The 19,133-nt window shown below is 74.1% G+C and carries 17 protein-coding genes; 12 read left to right on the top strand and 5 right to left on the bottom strand.

Annotated elements, in window-relative coordinates; genetic code table 11:
* Positions 1-36: 36 nt before the first annotated feature.
* Positions 37-903, top strand: coding sequence for an endonuclease/exonuclease/phosphatase family protein (locus QSK10_RS12865; protein WP_285662991.1), 867 nt, complete (start codon positions 37-39; stop codon positions 901-903).
* 213 nt (positions 904-1,116) lie between these two features.
* Here QSK10_RS12865 and QSK10_RS12870 read toward each other — a convergent pair whose 3' ends face one another.
* Positions 1,117-1,494, bottom strand: a complete 378-nt coding sequence (locus QSK10_RS12870; RefSeq protein ID WP_285662992.1) for a MerR family transcriptional regulator — start codon at positions 1,492-1,494, stop codon at positions 1,117-1,119.
* Between the two features lie 83 nt (positions 1,495-1,577).
* On the opposite strand from QSK10_RS12870, the gene QSK10_RS12875 reads away from it, so the two are divergent.
* Complete coding sequence (locus QSK10_RS12875; protein ID WP_285662993.1) at positions 1,578-2,447, top strand: NAD(P)-dependent oxidoreductase; 870 nt, start codon at positions 1,578-1,580, stop codon at positions 2,445-2,447.
* Here QSK10_RS12875 and QSK10_RS12880 read toward each other — a convergent pair.
* On the bottom strand, positions 2,437-5,166 hold the full coding sequence (locus tag QSK10_RS12880) for an AfsR/SARP family transcriptional regulator (RefSeq protein ID WP_285662994.1): 2,730 nt from the start codon (positions 5,164-5,166) through the stop codon (positions 2,437-2,439). The genes QSK10_RS12875 and QSK10_RS12880 overlap by 11 nt on opposite strands.
* An 80-nt stretch (positions 5,167-5,246) precedes the next feature.
* On the opposite strand from QSK10_RS12880, the gene QSK10_RS12885 reads away from it, so the two are divergent.
* Genes QSK10_RS12885 through QSK10_RS12895 form a run of 3 tightly spaced genes read left to right on the top strand, consistent with a single transcriptional unit; the run spans position 5,247 to position 7,123 of the window.
* On the top strand, positions 5,247-5,762 hold the full coding sequence (locus QSK10_RS12885) for a hypothetical protein (protein WP_285662995.1): 516 nt from the start codon (positions 5,247-5,249) through the stop codon (positions 5,760-5,762).
* Positions 5,759-6,250, top strand: a complete 492-nt coding sequence (locus QSK10_RS12890; protein WP_285662996.1) for a hypothetical protein — start codon at positions 5,759-5,761, stop codon at positions 6,248-6,250. The genes QSK10_RS12885 and QSK10_RS12890 overlap by 4 nt, the downstream gene beginning before the upstream one ends.
* Positions 6,251-6,286: 36 nt before the next feature.
* Positions 6,287-7,123 carry a hypothetical protein gene (locus QSK10_RS12895; protein WP_285662997.1) on the top strand — a complete coding sequence of 279 codons (837 nt, stop codon included), beginning with the start codon at positions 6,287-6,289 and terminating at the stop codon, positions 7,121-7,123.
* Here the strand turns inward: QSK10_RS12895 and QSK10_RS12900 are convergent.
* Positions 7,041-8,186 carry a Cmx/CmrA family chloramphenicol efflux MFS transporter gene (locus QSK10_RS12900; RefSeq protein WP_285662998.1) on the bottom strand — a complete coding sequence of 382 codons (1,146 nt, stop codon included), beginning with the start codon at positions 8,184-8,186 and terminating at the stop codon, positions 7,041-7,043. The two genes, QSK10_RS12895 and QSK10_RS12900, sit on opposite strands and share 83 nt — an antisense overlap.
* A gap of 225 nt (positions 8,187-8,411) precedes the next feature.
* Here QSK10_RS12900 and QSK10_RS12905 point away from each other — a divergent pair, with 225 nt between their 5' ends.
* The 4 genes from QSK10_RS12905 (at position 8,412) to QSK10_RS12920 (ending at position 13,565) form a co-directional block, all read left to right on the top strand.
* Positions 8,412-9,713, top strand: a complete 1,302-nt coding sequence (locus QSK10_RS12905; RefSeq protein ID WP_285662999.1) for a TIGR01777 family oxidoreductase — start codon at positions 8,412-8,414, stop codon at positions 9,711-9,713.
* A gap of 936 nt (positions 9,714-10,649) precedes the next feature.
* Positions 10,650-11,666, top strand: coding sequence for an ABC transporter substrate-binding protein (locus tag QSK10_RS12910; RefSeq protein ID WP_285663000.1), 1,017 nt, complete (start codon positions 10,650-10,652; stop codon positions 11,664-11,666).
* A gap of 215 nt (positions 11,667-11,881) precedes the next feature.
* Positions 11,882-12,274 carry a hypothetical protein gene (locus tag QSK10_RS12915; protein WP_285663001.1) on the top strand — a complete coding sequence of 131 codons (393 nt, stop codon included), beginning with the start codon at positions 11,882-11,884 and terminating at the stop codon, positions 12,272-12,274.
* Between the two features lie 97 nt (positions 12,275-12,371).
* The gene (locus QSK10_RS12920; RefSeq protein WP_285663002.1) at positions 12,372-13,565 is read left to right on the top strand and encodes a hypothetical protein; all 1,194 of its coding nucleotides are present in this window, start codon (positions 12,372-12,374) and stop codon (positions 13,563-13,565) included.
* On the opposite strand, the gene QSK10_RS12925 is transcribed toward QSK10_RS12920, so the two are convergent.
* Positions 13,520-14,800 carry a lanthionine synthetase LanC family protein gene (locus QSK10_RS12925; RefSeq protein ID WP_285663003.1) on the bottom strand — a complete coding sequence of 427 codons (1,281 nt, stop codon included), beginning with the start codon at positions 14,798-14,800 and terminating at the stop codon, positions 13,520-13,522. The genes QSK10_RS12920 and QSK10_RS12925 overlap by 46 nt on opposite strands.
* A 32-nt stretch (positions 14,801-14,832) precedes the next feature.
* Entirely contained in the window at positions 14,833-15,627 is a 795-nt protein-coding gene (locus tag QSK10_RS12930; protein WP_285663004.1) for a hypothetical protein, read from the bottom strand.
* A gap of 83 nt (positions 15,628-15,710) precedes the next feature.
* On the opposite strand from QSK10_RS12930, the gene QSK10_RS12935 reads away from it, so the two are divergent.
* From QSK10_RS12935 to katG, 3 genes are all read left to right on the top strand, one after another.
* Positions 15,711-16,205 carry a beta-class carbonic anhydrase gene (locus tag QSK10_RS12935; RefSeq protein ID WP_285663005.1) on the top strand — a complete coding sequence of 165 codons (495 nt, stop codon included), beginning with the start codon at positions 15,711-15,713 and terminating at the stop codon, positions 16,203-16,205.
* Between the two features lie 120 nt (positions 16,206-16,325).
* Complete coding sequence (locus tag QSK10_RS12940; RefSeq protein ID WP_285663006.1) at positions 16,326-16,787, top strand: Fur family transcriptional regulator; 462 nt, start codon at positions 16,326-16,328, stop codon at positions 16,785-16,787.
* Between the two features lie 33 nt (positions 16,788-16,820).
* The gene (gene katG / locus QSK10_RS12945) at positions 16,821-19,046 is read left to right on the top strand and encodes a catalase/peroxidase HPI (RefSeq protein WP_285663007.1); all 2,226 of its coding nucleotides are present in this window, start codon (positions 16,821-16,823) and stop codon (positions 19,044-19,046) included.
* The last annotated feature ends 87 nt before the right edge of the window (positions 19,047-19,133 follow it).

Below are 19,133 nucleotides of genomic sequence, written 5' to 3' on the forward strand. Positions count from 1 at the left end.
CTCCTCCTCGCCGGTCTCGCCGAACTCTTCGCCCTGATGATCGCGATCCCCGGCATCGTCCCCAACGCCGGACCGCACCTCGGCAGCCTCGTCGAGACCTTCCGCCCCTGGCTCGGGCTCGCCGTCCCCGTCCTGCTCCTGGCCGCGCTACTGCGCCGCTCGACCACTGCGCTGCTGGCCGTCGTCGCGCTCGCCGGGGTGTGGTCGGTGGTCTTCGCCGCCGCCTTCAAGCCCGGCGACGGCACCGGCGGCATCGTCGCCGTCCAGCACAACGCGAGCGACGAGAACCCCGATCCACAAGGGACGGCGCGGGCGCTGCTGGCCGCCGGGCCGGACCTGGTGGCGCTGGAGGAGGTCCTGCCCGAGGCGCTGCCGGCCTACTCCGGAGTCCTGGACCCGGAACTGCCCTACCGCGCGGTCTCGGGCACGGTGGCGCTGTGGTCGCGGTACCCGCTGACCGACGTCCGTCCCCTCGACATCAAGCCCGAGGCGATCGGCGACGGCTGGCAGCGCGCCCTGCGCGCCACCGCCGCGGTGCCCGGCCTCGGGCCGGTCGCGGTGTACGTCGCGCACCTGCCGTCGCTGCGGCTCGGGCTCACCGGCTTCGGCTCGGGCCCGCGGGACGAGGGCGCGGCCAAGCTGGGGCCGCTGCTCACCGCCGAGCCCGTCCACCGGCTGATCCTGCTGGGCGACCTGAACGCGACCACCGCCGACCGGGGCCTGCGCCCGGTGACCCGGCAGCTGAACGCGCCGCCGGAGGACTTCACCTTCAGCTGGCCGGCCTCCTCGCCGGTGGCGCGCATCGACCAGGTCCTGGCCCGGGGCGGGAAGGTCCCGGCGATCCGCGCGCTGCCGGCCACCGGCAGTGATCACCTGCCGGTGGTGGCGCGCGTGGTCTTCTAGCCCGGTGACAAGGGGTGCAAGACCGCCTCTATGGCGCGAAGTGCGCCGGGGTAGTACAGTCCGTCACCATCCCCCGGGTGAAACGGCCGAATCACCGCTCCTGGCGGGATACGAGGGCCGCCGCGGCGGCGCCGCGGTGGCCCTCACCAGGAGCGAAACGGCCCGGTCTCACCGACCCGCGGACCGGTCGCGCGCTCGCGCGGCCGGTGCGGTCTAGCGGTACGGGCCGCGCACCTCGGCGCGTTTCTCGGTCTCGCTGAGGTAGCCGCCGAGGGCCTCGCGGGAGCGGTTCAGCGACTCCAGGCGCTCGTCCAGGACGCGCATGCGCGTGCGCAGCGCGTCGATGAGGTCGTCGCAGGGCTCCAGGTCCGGGCCGGTGCCGCTGGCGCACGGCAGCAGGTACTCGATGTCCTCGGTCGACAGACCGGCGGCCAGCAGGCTGCGGATCTGGGAGACGACCGTCACGGTGTCCTCGCCGTACTCGCGGTAGCCGTTGGCGCCGCGCACGGGCGTGAGCAGGCCCTGGGCCTCGTAATAGCGCAACTGGTGGGGGTTGACCCCGGTGCGTCGGCTCAGTTCCCCGATCAGCACGCGCGGTTCTCCGGCTTGACCTTCATACCGGTGTGAAGGCCCATGATCGGCGAGGTATTCCCCTCGGGCAGAAGGAGCCGATCATGAGCACTCCCACGACCACCCCGGTGACCGTGCTGGGCCTCGGGCGCATGGGCGCCGCGCTGGCCGCCGCCCTGGTCCGCGCCGGGCATCCCACGACGGTGTGGAACCGCACGCCGGGCAAGGCCGCCGCGCTCGCCGCCGATGGCGCGACGGTGGCGTCCACCGCCGCGCGGGCCGTCGCCGCGAGCCCGCTGGTCATCGTCTGTCTCAGCGACTACGACGCCGTCCGGGCGGCCCTGGCGGGCGCCGATGTGGACGGCCGCGTGCTGGTCAACCTCAGCTCGGGCACCTCCGAGGGCGCGCGCGAGGCGGCCGTGTGGGCCGGGGAGCTCGGCGCGGTCTACCTGGACGGCGCGATCCTGACCGTCCCGGCCGCCATCGGCGATCCCTCGGCGCAGATCCTGTTCAGCGGCCCGGCGGAGGCCTACGCCGCCCACGAGGCGGTCTTCGGGGCCCTCGGGACGCCCGTCCACCTCGGTGCCGACCACGGCCTGGCCTCGGTCCACGACGTGGCCCTGCTGGGTCTCATGTGGAGCATGCTGAACGGGTTCCTGCACGGCGCGGCCCTGGCGCGGGCGGCGGGCGTGCCCGCCGCCGACTTCGCCGCGATCGCCGAGCGCGGCGTGGGGACGGTGGCGAGCTGGTTCGCCGGGTACGCCGGGCAGGTCGACGAGCGCAGCTACCCCGACGACGACGCGTCCCTCAACACCCACCTGGCGGCCATGGACCACCTGGTCCACGAGACCGGCGCGCTCGGGCTGGACGCCGGGATCCCGCGGCACATCAAGGATCTGGCCGATCGCGCGGTCGCCGCCGGGCACGGCGGCGAGGGGTACGCGGTGCTGGCGGAGCTGCTGTTCAGGTCATGAGCGCCAGGCGGCGGCGCGCCCCCTCGGCCTCGGCCATGCCCTGCTCGGTGTAGCGCTCCAGCGCCTCGGTGAGGGCGGCGCGGGCGGGTCCGCGCCGGCCGAGGGCGAGGTGGGCGTCGCTGAGGTGGTCCAGGGCCAGGCCGAGGCTGCTCTGGACGCCCACGTCGCGCAGGATCGCGCACGCCTCGGTGAGAGTGGCGGCGGCCTCGGTGTGGCGGCCGAGGACGTGGAGGGCGCGGCCGAGGGTGTCCAGCGCGCTGCCCTCGTTGCGGCGCGCCCCGGCCGCGCGGCACACGTCCACGGCCTCGCGGGCGTGCCCGGCGGCGGTGGCGGCCCGTCCGGCGAGGATCTCGTGCCAGGCGATGAGGTTGAGGGCGGCGCCGTGCCCGGTGCCGTTGCCGGCGCGGGCGAAGATGGCGGCGGCCTCGGTGGCGTGCGCGATCGCCGGGAGCGGCGCCTCGCGGTCGCCGTGGCAGGCGCACAGGGCGAGGTGGAAGTAGGCCACGCCGAGGTCGTCGCCGGTGTCCCCGGCCAGTTCCAGGCCCCGGGACAGCACGGCCTCGGCCGCGTCGAAGCGGCGGGCCTCGCGGTGCAGCAGCCCCAGGCCGTGCAGCAGGCGCAGCAGCCCGGCGGTCTCGCCGCTGCGCTCGGCGGCGGCCACGCCGGTGGCGATGACGGCTAGTTCAGCCTCGCGGACCCCGGCGCGGGCGAAGAAGGTGGCCAGGCCCCAGGTGAGCCGCCAGGCCAGGCCGTCCATGCCGGAGGCGGCGGTGAGGGTGATGAGCCCGGTGATGGTCTCGCGTTCGGTGCCCAGCCAGGCCATCGCGTCGGTGACCGGCGCGGTGAGCACGCCCTCGCCGGGCGGGTCGACGGTGATCGGTGCGCGTCCCGGGGACAGCAGGCGCTCGGCGGCGATCGCGCCGTGCAGCGCGTACTCGGCGAGCCTGCGGACGGCCGCGAGCCGGGCGGCGGGGTCGAGCCGGGCGGCGAGTTCGGCGGCGTGGGCGCGGGTGAGGTCGTGGGCGGCGTGGCGTCCGGGCGCCGATTCGCGCAGCAGGCCGGTGCGGACGAGGGCGGCCATGCGTCCGCGGGCCTCGGCGAGCGGGACGCCCAGGAGCGAGGCGGCGGCGGGGAGGCCGAGGTCGGGGCCGGGCGCGAGCCCGAAGTGGACGAAGGCCTCGGCGGGGCCGGGGTCGAGGCGGCGCAGGGACGTGGCGAGCACCGCGCGCAGGTTCGCGCCGGTCTCGCCGGCGTCGAGGGCGCCGAGGGAGTCGGCGGCGATCTCGGCGGCGTAGGCCGATAGCGGCGCGCGGGGGCCGGCCGCCGCGCGGGCGGCGAGGATGCCCAGCGCGAGGGGCAGTCCGGCGCAGTGGTCGAGGATCTCGGCGAGGGCCTCCGGTTCGGCGTCGGCGCGGCCGGGGCCGATGTGGGCGAGCAGGATCTCGCGGGCGTCGCGGCGGTCCATGGGCGCCAGCGGCACCGCGACCGCCCCGTGCGAGACCGCCAGGCTCGGCAGTTCGCCGCGTGAGGTGACCACGACCGCAGAGGGACCCGAGCCGGGCAGCAGCGGGGTGACCTGGCCGCTGTCGCGGGCGTTGTCCAGCAGCAGCAGGAACGAGCGCCCGGCGAGGCGGTCGCGCAGCAGCGCCGAGCGCGCGTCCACGCCCGCCGGGATCGCCGCCGGTGCCGTGCCCAGGGAGGTCAGCAGCAGGTGCAGCGCGTCGGCGGGCGGGACGGGTTCCTCCACGGGGTCGAAGCCGCGCAGGTCGACGTGCAGCTGCCCGTCGCCGAAGCGCCCGGCGTGCTCGTGCGCCCAGCGCAGGGCCAGCCACGTCTTGCCGATGCCGCCCGGCCCGCAGACCACGGCCAGCCCGCCGCGCGCGGCGGCGTCCAGGTCGCGCAGGGTGTCCACGCGGCCCCGGAACAGCCTCGGGGCCGCCGGGAGCTGCCGGATGGCCGTCGCCGTGGCGGGCCCGGCCACCGCGACCCGCGCCTCGCCGGTGGCGGCCAGGATCAGCCGGTGCAGCTCCTGCAAGGCGGGTCCGGGCTCGTTGCCGAACTCGGCGTTCAGCCGCCGCCGCAACCGTCCATAGTGGTCGAGGGCGTCGGCCGAGCGCCCGGAGCGGTGCAGCGCCAGCACCAGCTGCCCGGCGACCCGCTCGTCCAGGGGCCGCTCGCGCGCCAGCGCCGACAGGCCCGGCACCAGCTCGCCGTGGCGTCCCAGGCGCAGCCGGACGTCGTGATGGTCGAGCTCGGCGGCCTCGCGCTCACCGGCCAGGCGGGTGCGGATCCCGTCCAGCCACGCCGATCGCAGGCCCGCGAACGCCTCCCCGCGCCAGAGTCCCAGGGCCCGGCCGAACAGCGCGTCGGCGGCCTCGTCCCCCTCGGCGTCGCGCGCGGCGGCGACGCCCGCGCGGAACGCGTGCACGTCCACCGTGGACGGTTCGGCGTCCAGCAGGTACCCGGCCGGTTCCCTGCGCAGGTCGGCGATCCCGGCCAGCTCGGCCCGCAGCCGCGAGAGGTACCCGTACAGGTCGTCGCGCGCCCGGCGCGGCGGCTCGGCGCCCCACAGCCGGTCGATCAGGCGGTCGGCGGGCACCGGACGCCGCTCGGCCAGCAGCAGGATCGCCAGCAGCGCCCGCCGGGGTACCGACCTGATCGGCCGCGACTGTCCATCATGGACGGCCTCCACCGGTCCCAGCAGGGAGAAACGCGCCATGGCCGCCGCCTTCCTCGTCGAGTGCAGGTGAACAAGGTAGCGGCAAGGTGCGAACACGGCCAGACCGTGAGAGTCGCGGTATGTCCACATCAGACGGCGATGGGTTCACCGTCGCCTCCCAATCGCCGGACGGTTCCGTCCGCGTCCGCCTCGCCCTGGGCGGCCCCGCCGAGGTGGAACTGCACGGGCCCATCACCCGCACCCACACCGAGACCGCCCTCGCCGAGCAGACCCGCGCGGCACTGTCGGCGGCGGTCCGGGCGTTCCACAAGACCCGCCGCGCCCGCCTGGGCATCTCCGAAGAGCCGGGCACCGGACCGGAGACGCCGAGGACGCGGATGAAGGCCGAGTTCGAATCCCGCGTCGAGGCCCTCGCCTTCACCGTGGCATCGCCGGGCGGCGAGGTCAAGGTCGGCTGGGGCGGCCCGGACCGCGTCCAGGTCGGCATCCGTCCCGGCGCGCTGCTGCGCCGCGCGCGGCCCGAACTTGCCGGGGAGATCGCCGGAGCGGTCAACGCCGCGCTGGCGCGGTTCTCGGAGGAAGTGGTGCGGGCGCACGCGGCGGTGTACATCCCGAAGTACTGGAGGGAAATGTGAGCGACGAGAAGGCCTTCGCCGCCGACCTGCAATACCTGTGGCGGGCCGGAACGGTGTCCCTGCCCCTGGTGGCCGACGCCTACGCCGGGGCAACCGGAACCCTGTGGGAGGTCGGCCGCGAAGGCCAGGACGCCATCACCTCCCGGATGTCGGACACCTCGGTGCCCGGCGGCACACCCGAGCAGAGCCACTTCGCGATCTCCCGGCGGGTCGCCGACGCCAAGACCCTCCAGCGGGTCTACCAGCCCTTCGAGGACGTCCGGCGCGTCCTCCACCAGGCCATCGCCGGGACCGCGCAGAACCTCTACGACGCCGCGGCCATCCTGCGCGGCCTCACCGAGCATTACAAGGCGACCGACGCCAACGCCGCCCGCGAACTCGACGCCTACATCGTCGAGCAGATCAGCGACCCGGACTTCACCTACCCGGCCTGGCCACAGGTGCCGATCTCCGGACCCGACAAGCCCTACCCGCCCAAAGACCAGTGACGAAAGGCAACGGCCATGCCAACTAACGGCGAGGTGATGGATGTCGCGTACGCGATCGTCGAGGCGGCCCGCTTCCGGCTGAAGGTCGAGACCGGCGCCTGGGCCTTCTCCGCCGACTTCCAGGACCCCTTCTGGGAGGCGTACTTCCGCAAGATCCCCACCATGTTCGGCTACTTCATCGACCGCAGACCCGAGGACGTCGACCCGCTCATCGATGGGCTCCAGCGCCTCAACTTCCAGCTCAGCTCCGGCCTGATGGGCAAGGTCGACGCCCTCGAAGTCGACCTCAAGGACTGGCGGGGCGCCGGAGCCGACGCCTTCAAGGACAACTTCCTCGCGCCCTTCGACGTCATCAGGGACAACCAGCTCCAGGTGATCCAGGTGATGATCCTCGCCCTGCGCGGGGTCCGCGAGATCATCACCCGCACCCGCAACGACATCCTCACCCTCGGCACCCAGACCCTCGACGCCATCAAGGCCCTCGGTGAGGGCGAGCAGCCGCTCTTCGGCAAGGGAGCCGCCACCGGCTTCACCGTCGTCGGCGCCGTGCTCGCCATCGCCGGGAGCGGCGGTGGGGCCGCGCTCGCCCTGACCGTCCTCGGCAGCCTGTTCAGCGTCGGCACCACCGCCGGCTCGGAGTTCGGCGGCTCCACGGTCGGCGGCGACAACGTCACCGAGATCCTGGGCACCATGAACGACTCGGCGCAGACCCTGCTGGACTGCATCCAGGCGGAGGAGGAACGCCTCGGCAAGGGCCTGCGGAACATCCTCCCCACCCTGGAGCACGGGCTCACCGACGCGAAGGGGTTCGCCCTGGTCCCCCTGCTGAACCGCCGGAACGAGATGGCCGACCCCGGCGCGTTCCATACGTGACCCACACGACCACCGCGCCCGCGGCGAGCCCCGCGCTGACCCACACCGGCCCGCCGCCCGCGCCGAGGGCGAGGCCGCCGAGCCACGGCCCGGCGGCCGCGCCCACGTTCAGCGCGGCGGTGGCCAGGGCCCCGCCGAGCAGCGGGGCGTCCCCGGTCAGCGACATCACGCGCGCGATCAGCGAGGCGCCGACGCCGAAGGACAGCGCGGCCGTCACCGGCACCAGCGCGATCAGCGCGACGGGCTCGCCGCCCAGGAGCGCCAGCAGCGTCCAGCCGACCGGCAGCAGCGGCCACAGCCGCGACAGGCGCGCGCTGAGAGCGACTCCGGCGAAGGAGCCCAGCCCGAACAGCGCCAGCAGCGCCGGGACCCAGACCCCGGTGCCCTCGGCGAACACCGCCAGGTAGGTGAAGGCGCAGAACGTCGCCCCGTTCACCAGCGCGCCCAGCAGCAGCGCGTGCAGCAGCCGGACCCGCCCCAGCACCGTGAACTGCCGCCACGGCGCCGCACCGCTGGAGCGTCCACCCGGGACGGTCAGCGGGATCGCGGCCAGGGGCGGCAGGCACAGCAGCGCCACCGCCCAGAACACCGACCGCCACCCCAGGTGAGAGCCCAGGACCGCGCCCAGCGGGACGCCCGCCACGCACGCCAGCGTCACCCCGCCCAGCAGTACCGACGTGGCGCGGCCCCGGGCGTCCGGGGCGACCAGGGCACCGGCGGTGGCCAGCGCGACCGCCAGGAAACCCGCGTCGGCGACCGCCGCGACCACCCGCGTGACCAGCAGCAGCGGATACGACGCCGTCACCGCCCCCACGACGTGCGCGGCGGCGAAGACCGCCAGGAACAGCGTGAGGGCGAACCGGCGCGAGATCCGCAGCGCCAGGACCGCCATCAGCGGCGCGCCCGCGATCATCCCCAGCGCGAAGGCCGAGGTCAGATCACCCGCCGCGGGGACCGGTATCCCCAGATCGGCGGCCAGCTCGGGCAGCAGCCCGGACAGCATGAACTCAGAGGTGCCCTGCGCGAAGACGGCGAGGGCGAGCAGGAAAACGGCGAACGGCACAGAAGGACTCCGGGACCGGCGGGAAACCCCGCGCGCGGGAATGCGCGGAGGGCGCGAAGGCGCCGCCCGGGAGGCTCAGGGAAGCAGAACTCCAGACGAGAACGACGGCGAGCCACCGGCGGGCGGTGGCACGGCTCTGTCGGACTCGGGAGATGACACGCGCAGCACGCTGCCGGCCGCCCGGAATCGCGTCCAGCGAATAGCCCGCGCCGATAGGTTCGGGCGATGGGCATCCGCTACACCACCACCGTCGACGCACCCATCGCCGAGGTCTACGCCTGGCACACCCGCCCCGGCGCGGTCGTCCGGCTCACCCCGCCGTGGCAGCCGCTCACCGTGCTGCGCGAGGCGGCGTCCCTGCGCGACGGCGTCGCCCAGATGCGCGTACCGCCCGGATTCCGCGTCACCGCGCGCCACGTGCCCACCGGCCACACCCCGCCCACCCGCTTCACCGACGAACTCGCCGCGCCCCTGCCCTGGCGGCACACCCACGACTTCGCCGACACCGGCGACGGCCGCACCCTCATGACCGACACCGTCGACACCCCCGTCCCCGCCTGGGTGCTGCGCCCGATGTTCCGCTACCGGCACCGCCAGCTCGCCGACGACCTCGCCACCCACGCACACCTCGCCGCCGAACCCCGCACCATCGCCGTGACCGGCGCCTCCGGGCTCATCGGCACCGCCCTCACCGCGCTGCTCACCACCGGCGGGCACCACGTCGTCCGCCTCGTGCGCGGACGCCCCCGCCACGGCGAACGCCACTGGGACCCCGACGCGCCCGCGGCCGACCTCCTCGACGGCGTCGACGCCGTCGCCCACCTCGCCGGAGCACCCATCGCCGGGCGCTTCACCGCGGCCCACAAGAACGCCGTCCGCGACAGCCGCGTCGAACCCACCCGGCGGCTCGCCGCGCTCGCCGGGCACGCGGGCGTGCCGGTGTTCGTCTCGGCCTCGGCCGTCGGCTTCTACGGGCCCGACCGGGGCGACGAGATCCTGGACGAGTCGAGCCCGCGCGGCGAGGGCTTCCTCGCCGGCCTGGTGGGGGAGTGGGAGGACGCCACCGCGCCCGCCGCCGAGGCCGGGACGCGCGTCGTGTGCATCCGGACCGGCATCGCCCAGAGCCCCCGCGGCGGCGCGCTGCGGCTGCTGTGGCCGCTGTTCGCCGCCGGGCTCGGCGGGCGCATCGGCGACGGGCGGCAGTGGACGTCGTGGATCGGCATCGACGACATCGCCGACGTGTACCTGCGCGCCCTCGTCGACGAGCGGCTCAGCGGGCCGGTCAACGGCGTCACCGATGCCCTGCGCAACGCGGAGTACTCGTGCGTGCTGGCGGCGGTGCTCGGCCGCCGGGCGCGGCTGCCCGTCCCCGGCTTCGCGCCCGCGTTGCTGCTGGGGGAGGAGGGCGCGCGCGAGTTCGCCATGGCCGGGCAGCGGGTGGTGCCGGGGAGGCTGCGGGAGGTGGGGCACCGGTTCCGGTGGCCGAGGCTCGCGGGAGCGCTGGGGCACGTGCTGGGACGGGGGTAGGCGCGCGGCGGGGATGCGCCGGGTGAGTGGGTGGTGGGGATGGCGGCTCGGTTGGCATCAACGTCGATAATGGAGAGTTATGTAGAGTCGCGGCGCGGGTGGTGGTGAGGCACCGGGATAGAACACGGCGACAGTGCCGGTGCCAGGGCCGGAGGACCACCGGGCGGCCACCCGTATCGCCACGGCACCGCCGCCGCCGATGAGGATGAGCACGATGAGGAAGCCACCGCCACCGGCTCTCCGCTTCGGCCTCCGCCGGCCGGGTACCCCTGTGTGGGCGAGGGGATGGCCGGGAGCGGTGGACGCCGCCTCGGGCGGGCTTCGCCGCTTGCGTCAGCGCTCGATTTCCGGGGGCCGGGTACCGGCGGCCGGTGGCGGCGGGACGAGCGGCTGAGGGCCGAAGGGCGCCGCCCACGCGCGGTTCGCGTCTCGGCGGGGACCCGCGTGACCACTCGGCGGTGGCATGGCGCGGATCCATGGGCTCGTGCCGCAGGTCCGCCCGTACCGGCGGCTGGGAGCGCTCTGGCGGGCCTCGCCGCCTTCGCGGCGGCGTCGTGGTCACCTTTCGGCCTCGGCGGGCCGGGCCCGTCCGGTGGCGGCGGAACGAGCGGGTGACGGCCGAGGGTGCGTCCCCACGCGTGGCCCGCGCCTCGGCGGGGAGCCGCCGTGATCGCCGGTGGCGTGGCGCGGATCCATGGGCTCGCGGGGCGTACATCGGCGTCGTAGCGGCGGGGATCCCGCGTGACCACCCGCCACGGCGGCACGGCATGCACCAGATGGCTCGCGCAGGCCACCCCACCCCTCCGGCCGCGCATTTCCCTCCCGCACGGCCGATCCCACCCCGCCCGGCGTCCGGCATGATCGCGTGGTCCGCATCCGCACCCGGGAGGCGTCAGCCGCATGAACCCCTCGCCATCACCCGCGCGGCCTGGTGCCGTGCTCCGCGTCGGCGCGCTCGTCCCGCTCTCCCCGCCCGGCTGGGTCGAGGCGGGCCGCCATCTTCTCGCCGGGCTCGAACTGGGCGTCCGTGACGCGAGCCGGGAGGGTCGTGCGATCGAGCTCGCCGTCCGCGACACCGCCGCCGATCCGGCGAGGGCCGTGGCGGCGGTCGATGAGCTGGCCGGACTGGGGGTCGCGGCGCTGGTGGGGGAGTACCACAGCGTCGTCGCCCGCGCCGTCGCCGCGCGGGCCGAGGCGCTCGGGATGCCGTTCCTGTGCTCCTCGGCGGTGCTGGACGCGCTCACCGAGGGCCCGGCGGAGCATGTCGCGCGGCTGGCCCCGGCCCAGTCGCGCGGGTGGAGCCTCAATGCCGACTTCCTGCTGGACGCCGGTCACCGCCGGGTCGCGGTGGCGGCGCAGGAGAGCGTGTACTGGGCGGCCGGGACGCGGATTCTGCGGGAGCGGCTGGCCGCGCGCGGCGGTGACCTCATCGCACTGGACACCGTGGACGCCCAAGCCGTGGGCGAGGAGATCCTCCGGCACGGCGCGACGGCGCTCCTGCTGCTCATCGGCACACCGGAAACGGCCGCGTCGATCGTGGAGGCGGTCCGGGACGACGCGCGGCTGTCCGGTGTGCTCATCGGCGCCCCGGCGGGGCAGCCGGAGTTCGCCGGCTGGCTCGCGCGGCTGGGATCCGGCGGCGCGGGAATACCGTTCCTGCGCTACCTGCCCGAACGCCCCACCGCCCTCGGTGAGCGCGTCGGGCGGGATCTTCGCGCGGAGTTGGGCGAGGCGCCGTCCTTCGTGGCCTTCGAGGGCTACGACACGGTCCTGGCGCTCGCCGGCGGGTTGTCGCGGGGGTGGGGGAGCGTGGACGTGGCGGGCACGCGCGGGCGGATCCGGTTCGCGCGGGTGCCGGGCGTCGGGGTGTGGCAGTGGGCGTGGCCGCCGATCCAGGTCGCCGAGCGGGATCCGGTCGACCCGAGCCGTTTCCGGGTGCTGTACGGGGGATGAGGGCGCCGGTGTCGTGACCGCCGGGGGTGATTTCATCATCTCGCCATGCCCCGTTCACCGCTTTTAACCCGCCCGCAACCTGCGAAAACACACGTGTCCCGGCTCACAGCGAATTTCATTGAGGATTGTTCAATAACTCGGCGTGACGATCTACTTTGGACAAAGCGCGCGCGTCAGATCGAGCAGTCATTCGGAAACGAGCAGGGGAGAAAAACATGGCGCTTCTGTCCGCCGGTCGTATCGCCGCGGCCTTCGGGGCGACGGCCATCGCGACGACCGCCCTTCTGTCCGCACCCGTCGCCGCTCAGGCCGCGGTCACCTGCAACGCCACGTACGCGCAGCTCGACCTTCCCTCGCGGTCGGCGGGCTGGACCGTCGTCTGCGACGGGACCGCCACCATCTACGTCGACGCGCAGGTCTGGTACGAGTCGACGCAGGAGCTCGTGACGCTGCCGGGGGCCGGCGCGCACGTCGTTCAGGCGGGTCAGACGTGGAACGTCTGGACCCAGGACAGCACGCACACCGGCGCCGCCGACCACGGCGTCGTGCACATCGTCAAGGACAACGGGAACGGCCCGGCGACCCCGCTGGCGCACGTCTTCCAGTAGGCCGCGACACCGGGCCGCGCGCTCCACGGGGCGCGCGGCCCTCCTCACGCCCGGGGTTACGATCGCGGCTCGCACCGCCGATCGATCGGAGAACACCGTGGCCGCGACCGTCGTGACCGCCCGGGGCAAGGGCGCACTCCTCCTGGACTCCCATCCCGGGGGGTGCCGCCGGACGGTCGAAGAGGCCGCCGCCGAGACCTGGGACGGGCCCACGCCCGGCCGCGCTCCGCGCGTCCTCATCATCGGGTGCAGCGCCGGGTACGGCTCGGCGCTGACCGCCGCCGGGATCGCCGGGCCCGGCGTCACCGGCATGGGCCTGGCGCTGGAGCGGCCCGGGAACGCCCGCCGCACCGCCTCGCCCGGCTGGTACCGGGTGGCCGCCACCGCCGACCTGGCGCGCGAGCGCGGGACCGCCTTCGAGTTCGTCAACGGCGACTGCTTCTCCGCCGGGACCAAGGCCGCCGTCCTCGACCGCTTCGCCGAGCGCTTCGGGCAGATCGACCACCTGGTGTACAGTGTGGCCGCGCCCCGCCGCACCGACCACGACGGGGCGACCTTCGCCTCGGTCATCAAGCCGCGCGGCGAGGCGCACGGCACCTACCTGATGGACTTCGACGCCGAGCGCCCCGCGCTGCGGCGCGTGGAGATCGCCCCCGCCACCGGCGACGAGATCGCCGCGACCACCAAGGTCATGGGCGGCGAGGACTGGGCGCTGTGGGTGGCCGAGGCCGCCTCGCGCGGGCTGCTGGCCGAGGGCGCGAGCACCGTCGCGCTGTCCTACCTGGGCTCGGAGCTGACCGCGCCCATCTACCGCCACGGCACCATCGGCGCCGCCAAGGACGACCTGGAGGCCACCGCGGCCCGGCTCACGGCCTCGGCGCTGGCCGGTGTCGGCGGCCGGGCCGTGGTCTCGGTGAACGGCGCCGCCGTCACCCAGGCGTCCACGGCGATCCCGGGGATCGGGCTGTACGTGTCGCTGCTGCGCGGCGTCCTCGGCGAGGGCATGCAGTCACCGGCCCGCCAGGCCTCGCGCATGTGGGCGCACCTGCTGGGCGGCGCCGAGCTGGCCACCGACGAGCTGGGCCGGATCCGCGTGGACGACTGGGAGTTCGCCCCCGGTGTGCAGGACGCCGTCCGCGCCGCCTGGGACGGCGCCGTGACGGCGGGCGAGGTGCCCGCCGCCGAGGCCGCGTGGTTCCTGGACCAGGTGCACCGCCTCTACGGCTTCGCCGTCGACGGCGTGGACTACGCGCTGCCGGTCGAGACCGACGTGGCCTGGCCGGAGGCCTGAGCCGCGGGCTGGTGCGGGACGCGAATGGCGTAGTCGCCCTCGCGTCCGGTGGCCAGCCGGGCGTAGCGGAGCAGTTCGGGGACGATCCCGGCGTTGCCGTGCGCCCAGCCCAGCTGCGGCTCCAGGTCGGTGCCGTCGGTGTGATCGTGATGGGACCAGCGCGCGCCCTCGTCGTCGACGGTGGCGCGCGCGGCCATGTCGGCCAGCAGGACCTCGGCGAAGTCGCCGCCCTCGCCGGTCTCGGCCATCCGGTCGCAGGCCAGGGCGAGGACCCCGGCGGTGCCGCAGCAGCGGCCGCTGTTGTCCCAGAACCCGGGGTGGAGCCGCGCCGGTAGGCCCGACGTGGTGATGGAGTGCCAGCAGCGGTCCACATAGGACGACCAGGTGGGGTCGCCGGTGAGCCCGGCCAGCAGGCGGAAGACCTGCGCGTCCCCGGCCACGCCGTTGCACCAGCCGTAGCGGAACGGCGGCTTGGGATCGTTGGGCGGGGTCATGAAGGTGACGAGGAAGTCGTCCTCGCCGCCCTCGTTGCGCCCGATGACGTCGTGGACGCCGGTGAGGCCGTGGTCGACGAGGTCGGTGCGGCCGGAGGCGTGGCCGGTGGCGATGAGGGCGTAGGCGGCGCCGAGGGTGCCGTGCCCGATGTGGTGCGGCTTCCCGGTCGCCTGGTGCATGTAGCGCAGGGTCGGCTCGGGATCGGGTTCCTCGGCCAGGTCGTAGGCGAGGAAGGGCTCCACGGCGGTCACCGCCAGGTCGACGTCCTCGCAGGCCAGGGCCGCCAGGGCGGTCCCGGCGTTGCCGTAGAACAGCTCGAAGAACCGGCGCCCGGCCCACAACCAGCCGGTGCCGTCGAACCGCTCGCGGATGCTCTCCAGAGCGCGTTTGGAGGCGGCGGCGGCCTCGGCGTCGCCGAGGTGGCGCCCGACGCCGCGCATCACGTAGGCGAAGCCGGACAGGCCGTTCTGGAGGGTGCAGTCGTCGGCGCCTTCGTACAGGGCGATCGTGGCGCGGGTGCCGCGCAGGGCGGCCTCGGCGTAACGGTCGTCCCCGAAGTGACGGTGGCCCTCCACGAGGGCGGCGATCACGCCGAGGCTGCCGTGGTACAGGTAGCGGTAGGTCTCCTCGCCGGAGGGCACGTGCGGCCACTGCGGGCCGGTTTCGGTCTCACGCGCGTGGCGCAGGAGCCAGTCGAGGGCACGGGCGGCGAGGTCTTCTGCTTCGCGGGCACGGGGCATGCCGGACATGGAAGCACACGTCCGCCACCGCCTCAGACCACCCGCAATCCCTCCAGCCGCCCGGCCCGCAGGTCGGTCAACGGCAGCGCGAAGTCGCCGTTGGGGCCCTCGCCGATGACGCCCAGGCCGGTGACGCTCTCGGGCAGGAACGGGCGCAGCGCGCGGTCCAGGCCGGGCGGGTGTCCGATGTGGATGGAGCCGGGGACGTCGTCGGCGCCGAACACGAGGGTGTGGCCGCGCTCGACGGGCGCGCCGGGCTCGGGGACGCCGCCGGTGTGGGAGTCGAGGGCGGGCACGGTGAGGACGGCGGGGTCCAGCGGCTCGTACCAGAGCAGCAGTGGGCGGGCCCGTTCGGCGTCGGCGTTGTCGAAGCAGCACAGGGCGATGGTGTGCCGGGGGAAGGTCGTGGCGTAGAAGGCGATGAGCTCGGGGGACACCGTGGGCCGGCGGTGTTCGGGGACGCCGCCGAGCGCGGCGGGGATCGCGGTGGCGTCGGCGGCGAGGACGACGGTGTAGACGTCGTGCTCGAAGACGGTGACGGCCGCTTCGCCGTCCATCCAGTCCATGCCGCCGGCGGCGACGGGGGCGGGGATGGCGTCGGCCATGCGGGTGAGCAGGTCGGTGTGGCGGCCCACGTGGAGGAAGTTCGCACCGCTCATGGGCGCGGCCGCGGGCAGGTGCAGCAGCATGGCGTTGGGGCCGTCGGCGCGGCTGGCGGCGGTGTTCTGGTAGCCGAGGACTTCGACGGAGCCGTGTTCGGGGTGCGCGGCGCGGCCCACGTAGACGATGGTGTCGGTGAGTTCGGCGGGACCGGCGGCGACGCACATCCGGCGAAGTCTAGACGCACTTAGCCTATTGAACCTATCGGTTTAGTCGGAAATACTGGAAACCCCGACGAAGGAGCCCCAGCATGAGCGTCACCGACGAACTCCTCGCCAACGCCGAGCGCTACGCCGCCGCGTTCGACAAGGGCGCGCTGCCGCTGCCGCCCGCCAAGGGCGTGGCGGTCCTGGCCTGCATGGACGCCCGCCTCAACCCCTACGGCCTGCTCGGGCTGGCCGAGGGTGACGCCCACGTCATCCGCAACGCCGGCGGCGTCGTCACCGCCGACGAGCGGCGGAGCCTGGCGATCAGCCAGCGGCTGCTCGGCACGCGCGAGATCATCCTGATCCACCACACCGACTGCGGCATGCTCACCTTCACCGACGACGGGTTCAAGGACGCGATCCTGCGCGAGACCGGCCTCAAGCCCGAGTGGGCCGCCGAGGCCTTCGCCGACCTCGACGAGGACGTGCGCCAGTCGGTGGCGCGGATCAAGGCCGATCCGTTCATCCCGCACACCGACCAGGTGCGCGGCTTCGTCTACGAGGTCGAGACCGGCCGCCTCCGGGAGGTCAAGGCCTGAGTCGTGAGCGCGGCCGGATCCCGGTTCCCCAGGCGGGAACCGGGATTTTTCGGTGTTATCCGGGTAACACGGACGGGTGAGAGTCTCACCACGACGGCTAGTCTTGACTCATTCAAGAAAATGCGTGAGACTTCCGGGGTGGCCGAGACCTACGACTTCGAGGCGATGCTGCGGGAGGCGGCTTTAAGAGTCACCCGACCCAGGGTGGCCGTGCTGACCGCGGTGCACCGGATGCCGCACTCCGACACCGAGTCGATCATCCGGGCCGTGCGCGAATCGCTGCCGACGGTGTCCCATCAGGCGGTGTACGACTCGTTGCACGCGCTCACCGCCGTGGGCCTGCTGCGCAGCATCCAGCCGTCGGGTTTCGTGGCGCGTTACGAGTCGCGGGTCGGCGACAACCACCACCACGCCGTGTGCCGGTCCTGCGGCCGGATAGCCGACATCGACTGCGCCGTCGGCGCCGCGCCGTGCCTGGTCGCCAGTGGAGACCACGGCTTCCTCATCGACGAGGCCGAGGTCGTGCACTGGGGCAGGTGCGCCGACTGCTCCGCCGGAAACACCCCTAGCGCCACCCCTTGAACCGCTCCCACCCCTGAAACGCAAAGGAATCCGATGTCCGAGAACCACGACGCCATCGTCCACGACGCGGAAGCGGGCGCCGAATCGCGTTGCCCCGTCCCGCACGGACGGGCCGCGCACCCCACCCAGGGCGGCGGCAACCGCGGCTGGTGGCCCAACCGGCTGAACGTGAAGATCCTGGCCAAGAACCCCGACGTGGCCAACCCCTTCGGCGCGGACTTCGACTACGCCGAGGCCTTCCAGGGCCTCGACCTGGCCCAGGTCAAGCGCGACATCGCCGAGGTCCTGACCACCTCCCAGGACTGGTGGCCGGCCGACTTCGGCCACTACGGCCCGTTCATGATCCGGATGGCCTGGCACAGCGCGGGCACCTACCGCATCAGCGACGGACGCGGCGGCGCCGGGGCCGGGCAGCAGCGGTTCGCCCCCCTCAACAGCTGGCCGGACAACGGCAACCTCGACAAGGCCCGCCGCCTGCTGTGGCCGGTCAAGCAGCGTTACGGCCGCGCCCTGTCCTGGGCCGACCTGCTGATCCTCACCGGAAACGTGGCCCTGGAGTCGATGGGCTTCGAGACCTTCGGCTACGCCGGTGGCCGCGAGGACGTGTGGGAGCCCGACGAGGACGTCTACTGGGGCCCGGAGACCACCTGGCTCGGCGACGCCCGCTACTCCGGCGACCGCGACCTGGAGTCGCCGCTGGCGGCGGTCCAGATGGGCCTGATCTACGTCAACCCCGAGGGCCCGGGCGGCAACCCCGACCCGCTGGCCGCCGCGCGCGACATCCGCGAGACGTTCCGCCGCATGGCGATGAACGACGAGGAGACCGTGGCGCTGATCGCCGGTGGCCACACCTTCGGCAAGACCCACGGCGCGGGACCGGCCGAGAACGTCGGCGCCGAGCCCGAGGGCGCCGCGCTGGAGGAGCAGGGCCTGGGCTGGCGCAACTCCTTCGGCATCGGCAAGGGCCCCGACACCATCACCAGTGGACTTGAGGGCGTCTGGACGACCAAGCCGACGCAGTGGTCCAACGACTTCTTCGAGATCCTCTTCAAGTACGAGTGGGAGCTGTTCAAGAGCCCCGCCGGCGCGCACCAGTGGCGGCCGAAGGACGGCGCGGGCGCGGGCACCGTCCCCGACGCCTACGACGCGTCCAAGAAGCTCGCCCCGACGATGCTGACCACCGACCTGTCGCTGCGCGTGGACCCGATCTACGAGCCCATCTCGCGGCGCTTCCTGGAGAACCCCGACCAGTTCGCCGACGCCTTCGCCCGCGCGTGGTTCAAGCTGACCCACCGCGACATGGGCCCGATCGTGCGTTACCTGGGCCCGGAGGTCCCCTCCGAGGTGCTGCTGTGGCAGGACCCGCTCCCGGCCGCCGACTACGCCACCATCGAGGCCGCCGACGTGGCCGACCTGGAGGCGCGCATCGAGGCCACCGGCCTCAGCGTGGCGCAGCTGGTGTCGGCGGCGTGGGCCTCGGCGTCCACGTTCCGCGGCAGCGACAAGCGCGGCGGCGCCAACGGCGCCCGGGTGCGCCTGGAGCCGCAGAAGAACTGGGAGATCAACGAGCCCGGCGAGCTGGCCACCGTCCTGCGCGCCCTGGAGGGCGTCAAGGAGGCCTTCGACGCCGCCCAGACCGGCGGTAAGAAGGTGTCCCTGGCCGACCTGATCGTGCTCGGCGGCAACGTCGGCGTGAAGAAGGCCGCCAAGGCCGCCGGTACCGAGGTGGACGTGCCGTTCACCCCGGGCCGCGTCGACGCCGCCCAGGACGAGACCGACGTGGAGTCCTTCGAGGCCCTGGAGCCGGTCGCCGACGGGTTCCGCAACTACCTCGGCAAGGGCCAGCGCCTCCCGGCGGAGTTCCTGCTGGTGGACAGGGCGAACCTGCTGACCCTCAGCGCGCCGGAGCTGACCGTCCTCGTCGGCGGCCTGCGCGTGCTGGGCGCCAACCACGGCGGCTCCAAGCACGGCGTCCTCACCGACGCACCGGGCACCCTGACCAACGACTTCTTCGTCAACCTGCTCGACATGGGCACGACGTGGACGTCGGTGGGCGGCGACGCCGAGACCTTCGAGGCCCGCGACGGCTCCGGCGCGGTGCGCTGGACGGGCACGCGCGCCGACCTGGTCTTCGGCTCCAACTCCGAGCTGCGCGCCGTGGCGGAGGTCTACGCCGCCGACGACGCCAAGGACAAGTTCGTGAGCGACTTCGTGGCCGCCTGGACCAAGGTCATGGAGCTCGACCGCTTCGACGTCTGACGCGCTCCTCACCCGGGGTGGTCTGTGCGGGCCGCCCCGGGCGAGGTCACCCCTCACCCGGCCGGCCACCGTCCTCATGCGACGATG

The sequence above is a fragment of the Actinorhabdospora filicis genome, assembly GCF_030269765.1.
Classification (GTDB): domain Bacteria; phylum Actinomycetota; class Actinomycetes; order Mycobacteriales; family Micromonosporaceae; genus Actinorhabdospora; species Actinorhabdospora filicis.

What these genes read in the sequence shown, in the direction of transcription:
- QSK10_RS12865 (WP_285662991.1), top strand. Translation starts at nt 37, where the DNA reads ATGATCGCGATCCCCGGCATCGTCCCCAACGCCGGACCGCACCTCGGC.
- QSK10_RS12875 (WP_285662993.1), top strand. Translation starts at nt 1,578, where the DNA reads ATGAGCACTCCCACGACCACCCCGGTGACCGTGCTGGGCCTCGGGCGC.
- QSK10_RS12880 (WP_285662994.1), bottom strand. Translation starts at nt 5,166, where the DNA reads ATGGCGCGTTTCTCCCTGCTGGGACCGGTGGAGGCCGTCCATGATGGA.
- QSK10_RS12885 (WP_285662995.1), top strand. Translation starts at nt 5,247, where the DNA reads ATGTCCACATCAGACGGCGATGGGTTCACCGTCGCCTCCCAATCGCCG.
- QSK10_RS12895 (WP_285662997.1), top strand. Translation starts at nt 6,287, where the DNA reads ATGGATGTCGCGTACGCGATCGTCGAGGCGGCCCGCTTCCGGCTGAAG.
- QSK10_RS12905 (WP_285662999.1), top strand. Translation starts at nt 8,412, where the DNA reads ATGGGCATCCGCTACACCACCACCGTCGACGCACCCATCGCCGAGGTC.
- QSK10_RS12915 (WP_285663001.1), top strand. Translation starts at nt 11,882, where the DNA reads ATGGCGCTTCTGTCCGCCGGTCGTATCGCCGCGGCCTTCGGGGCGACG.
- QSK10_RS12925 (WP_285663003.1), bottom strand. Translation starts at nt 14,800, where the DNA reads ATGCCCCGTGCCCGCGAAGCAGAAGACCTCGCCGCCCGTGCCCTCGAC.
- QSK10_RS12930 (WP_285663004.1), bottom strand. Translation starts at nt 15,627, where the DNA reads ATGTGCGTCGCCGCCGGTCCCGCCGAACTCACCGACACCATCGTCTAC.
- QSK10_RS12935 (WP_285663005.1), top strand. Translation starts at nt 15,711, where the DNA reads ATGAGCGTCACCGACGAACTCCTCGCCAACGCCGAGCGCTACGCCGCC.
- QSK10_RS12940 (WP_285663006.1), top strand. Translation starts at nt 16,326, where the DNA reads ATGCGTGAGACTTCCGGGGTGGCCGAGACCTACGACTTCGAGGCGATG.
- katG (WP_285663007.1), top strand. Translation starts at nt 16,821, where the DNA reads ATGTCCGAGAACCACGACGCCATCGTCCACGACGCGGAAGCGGGCGCC.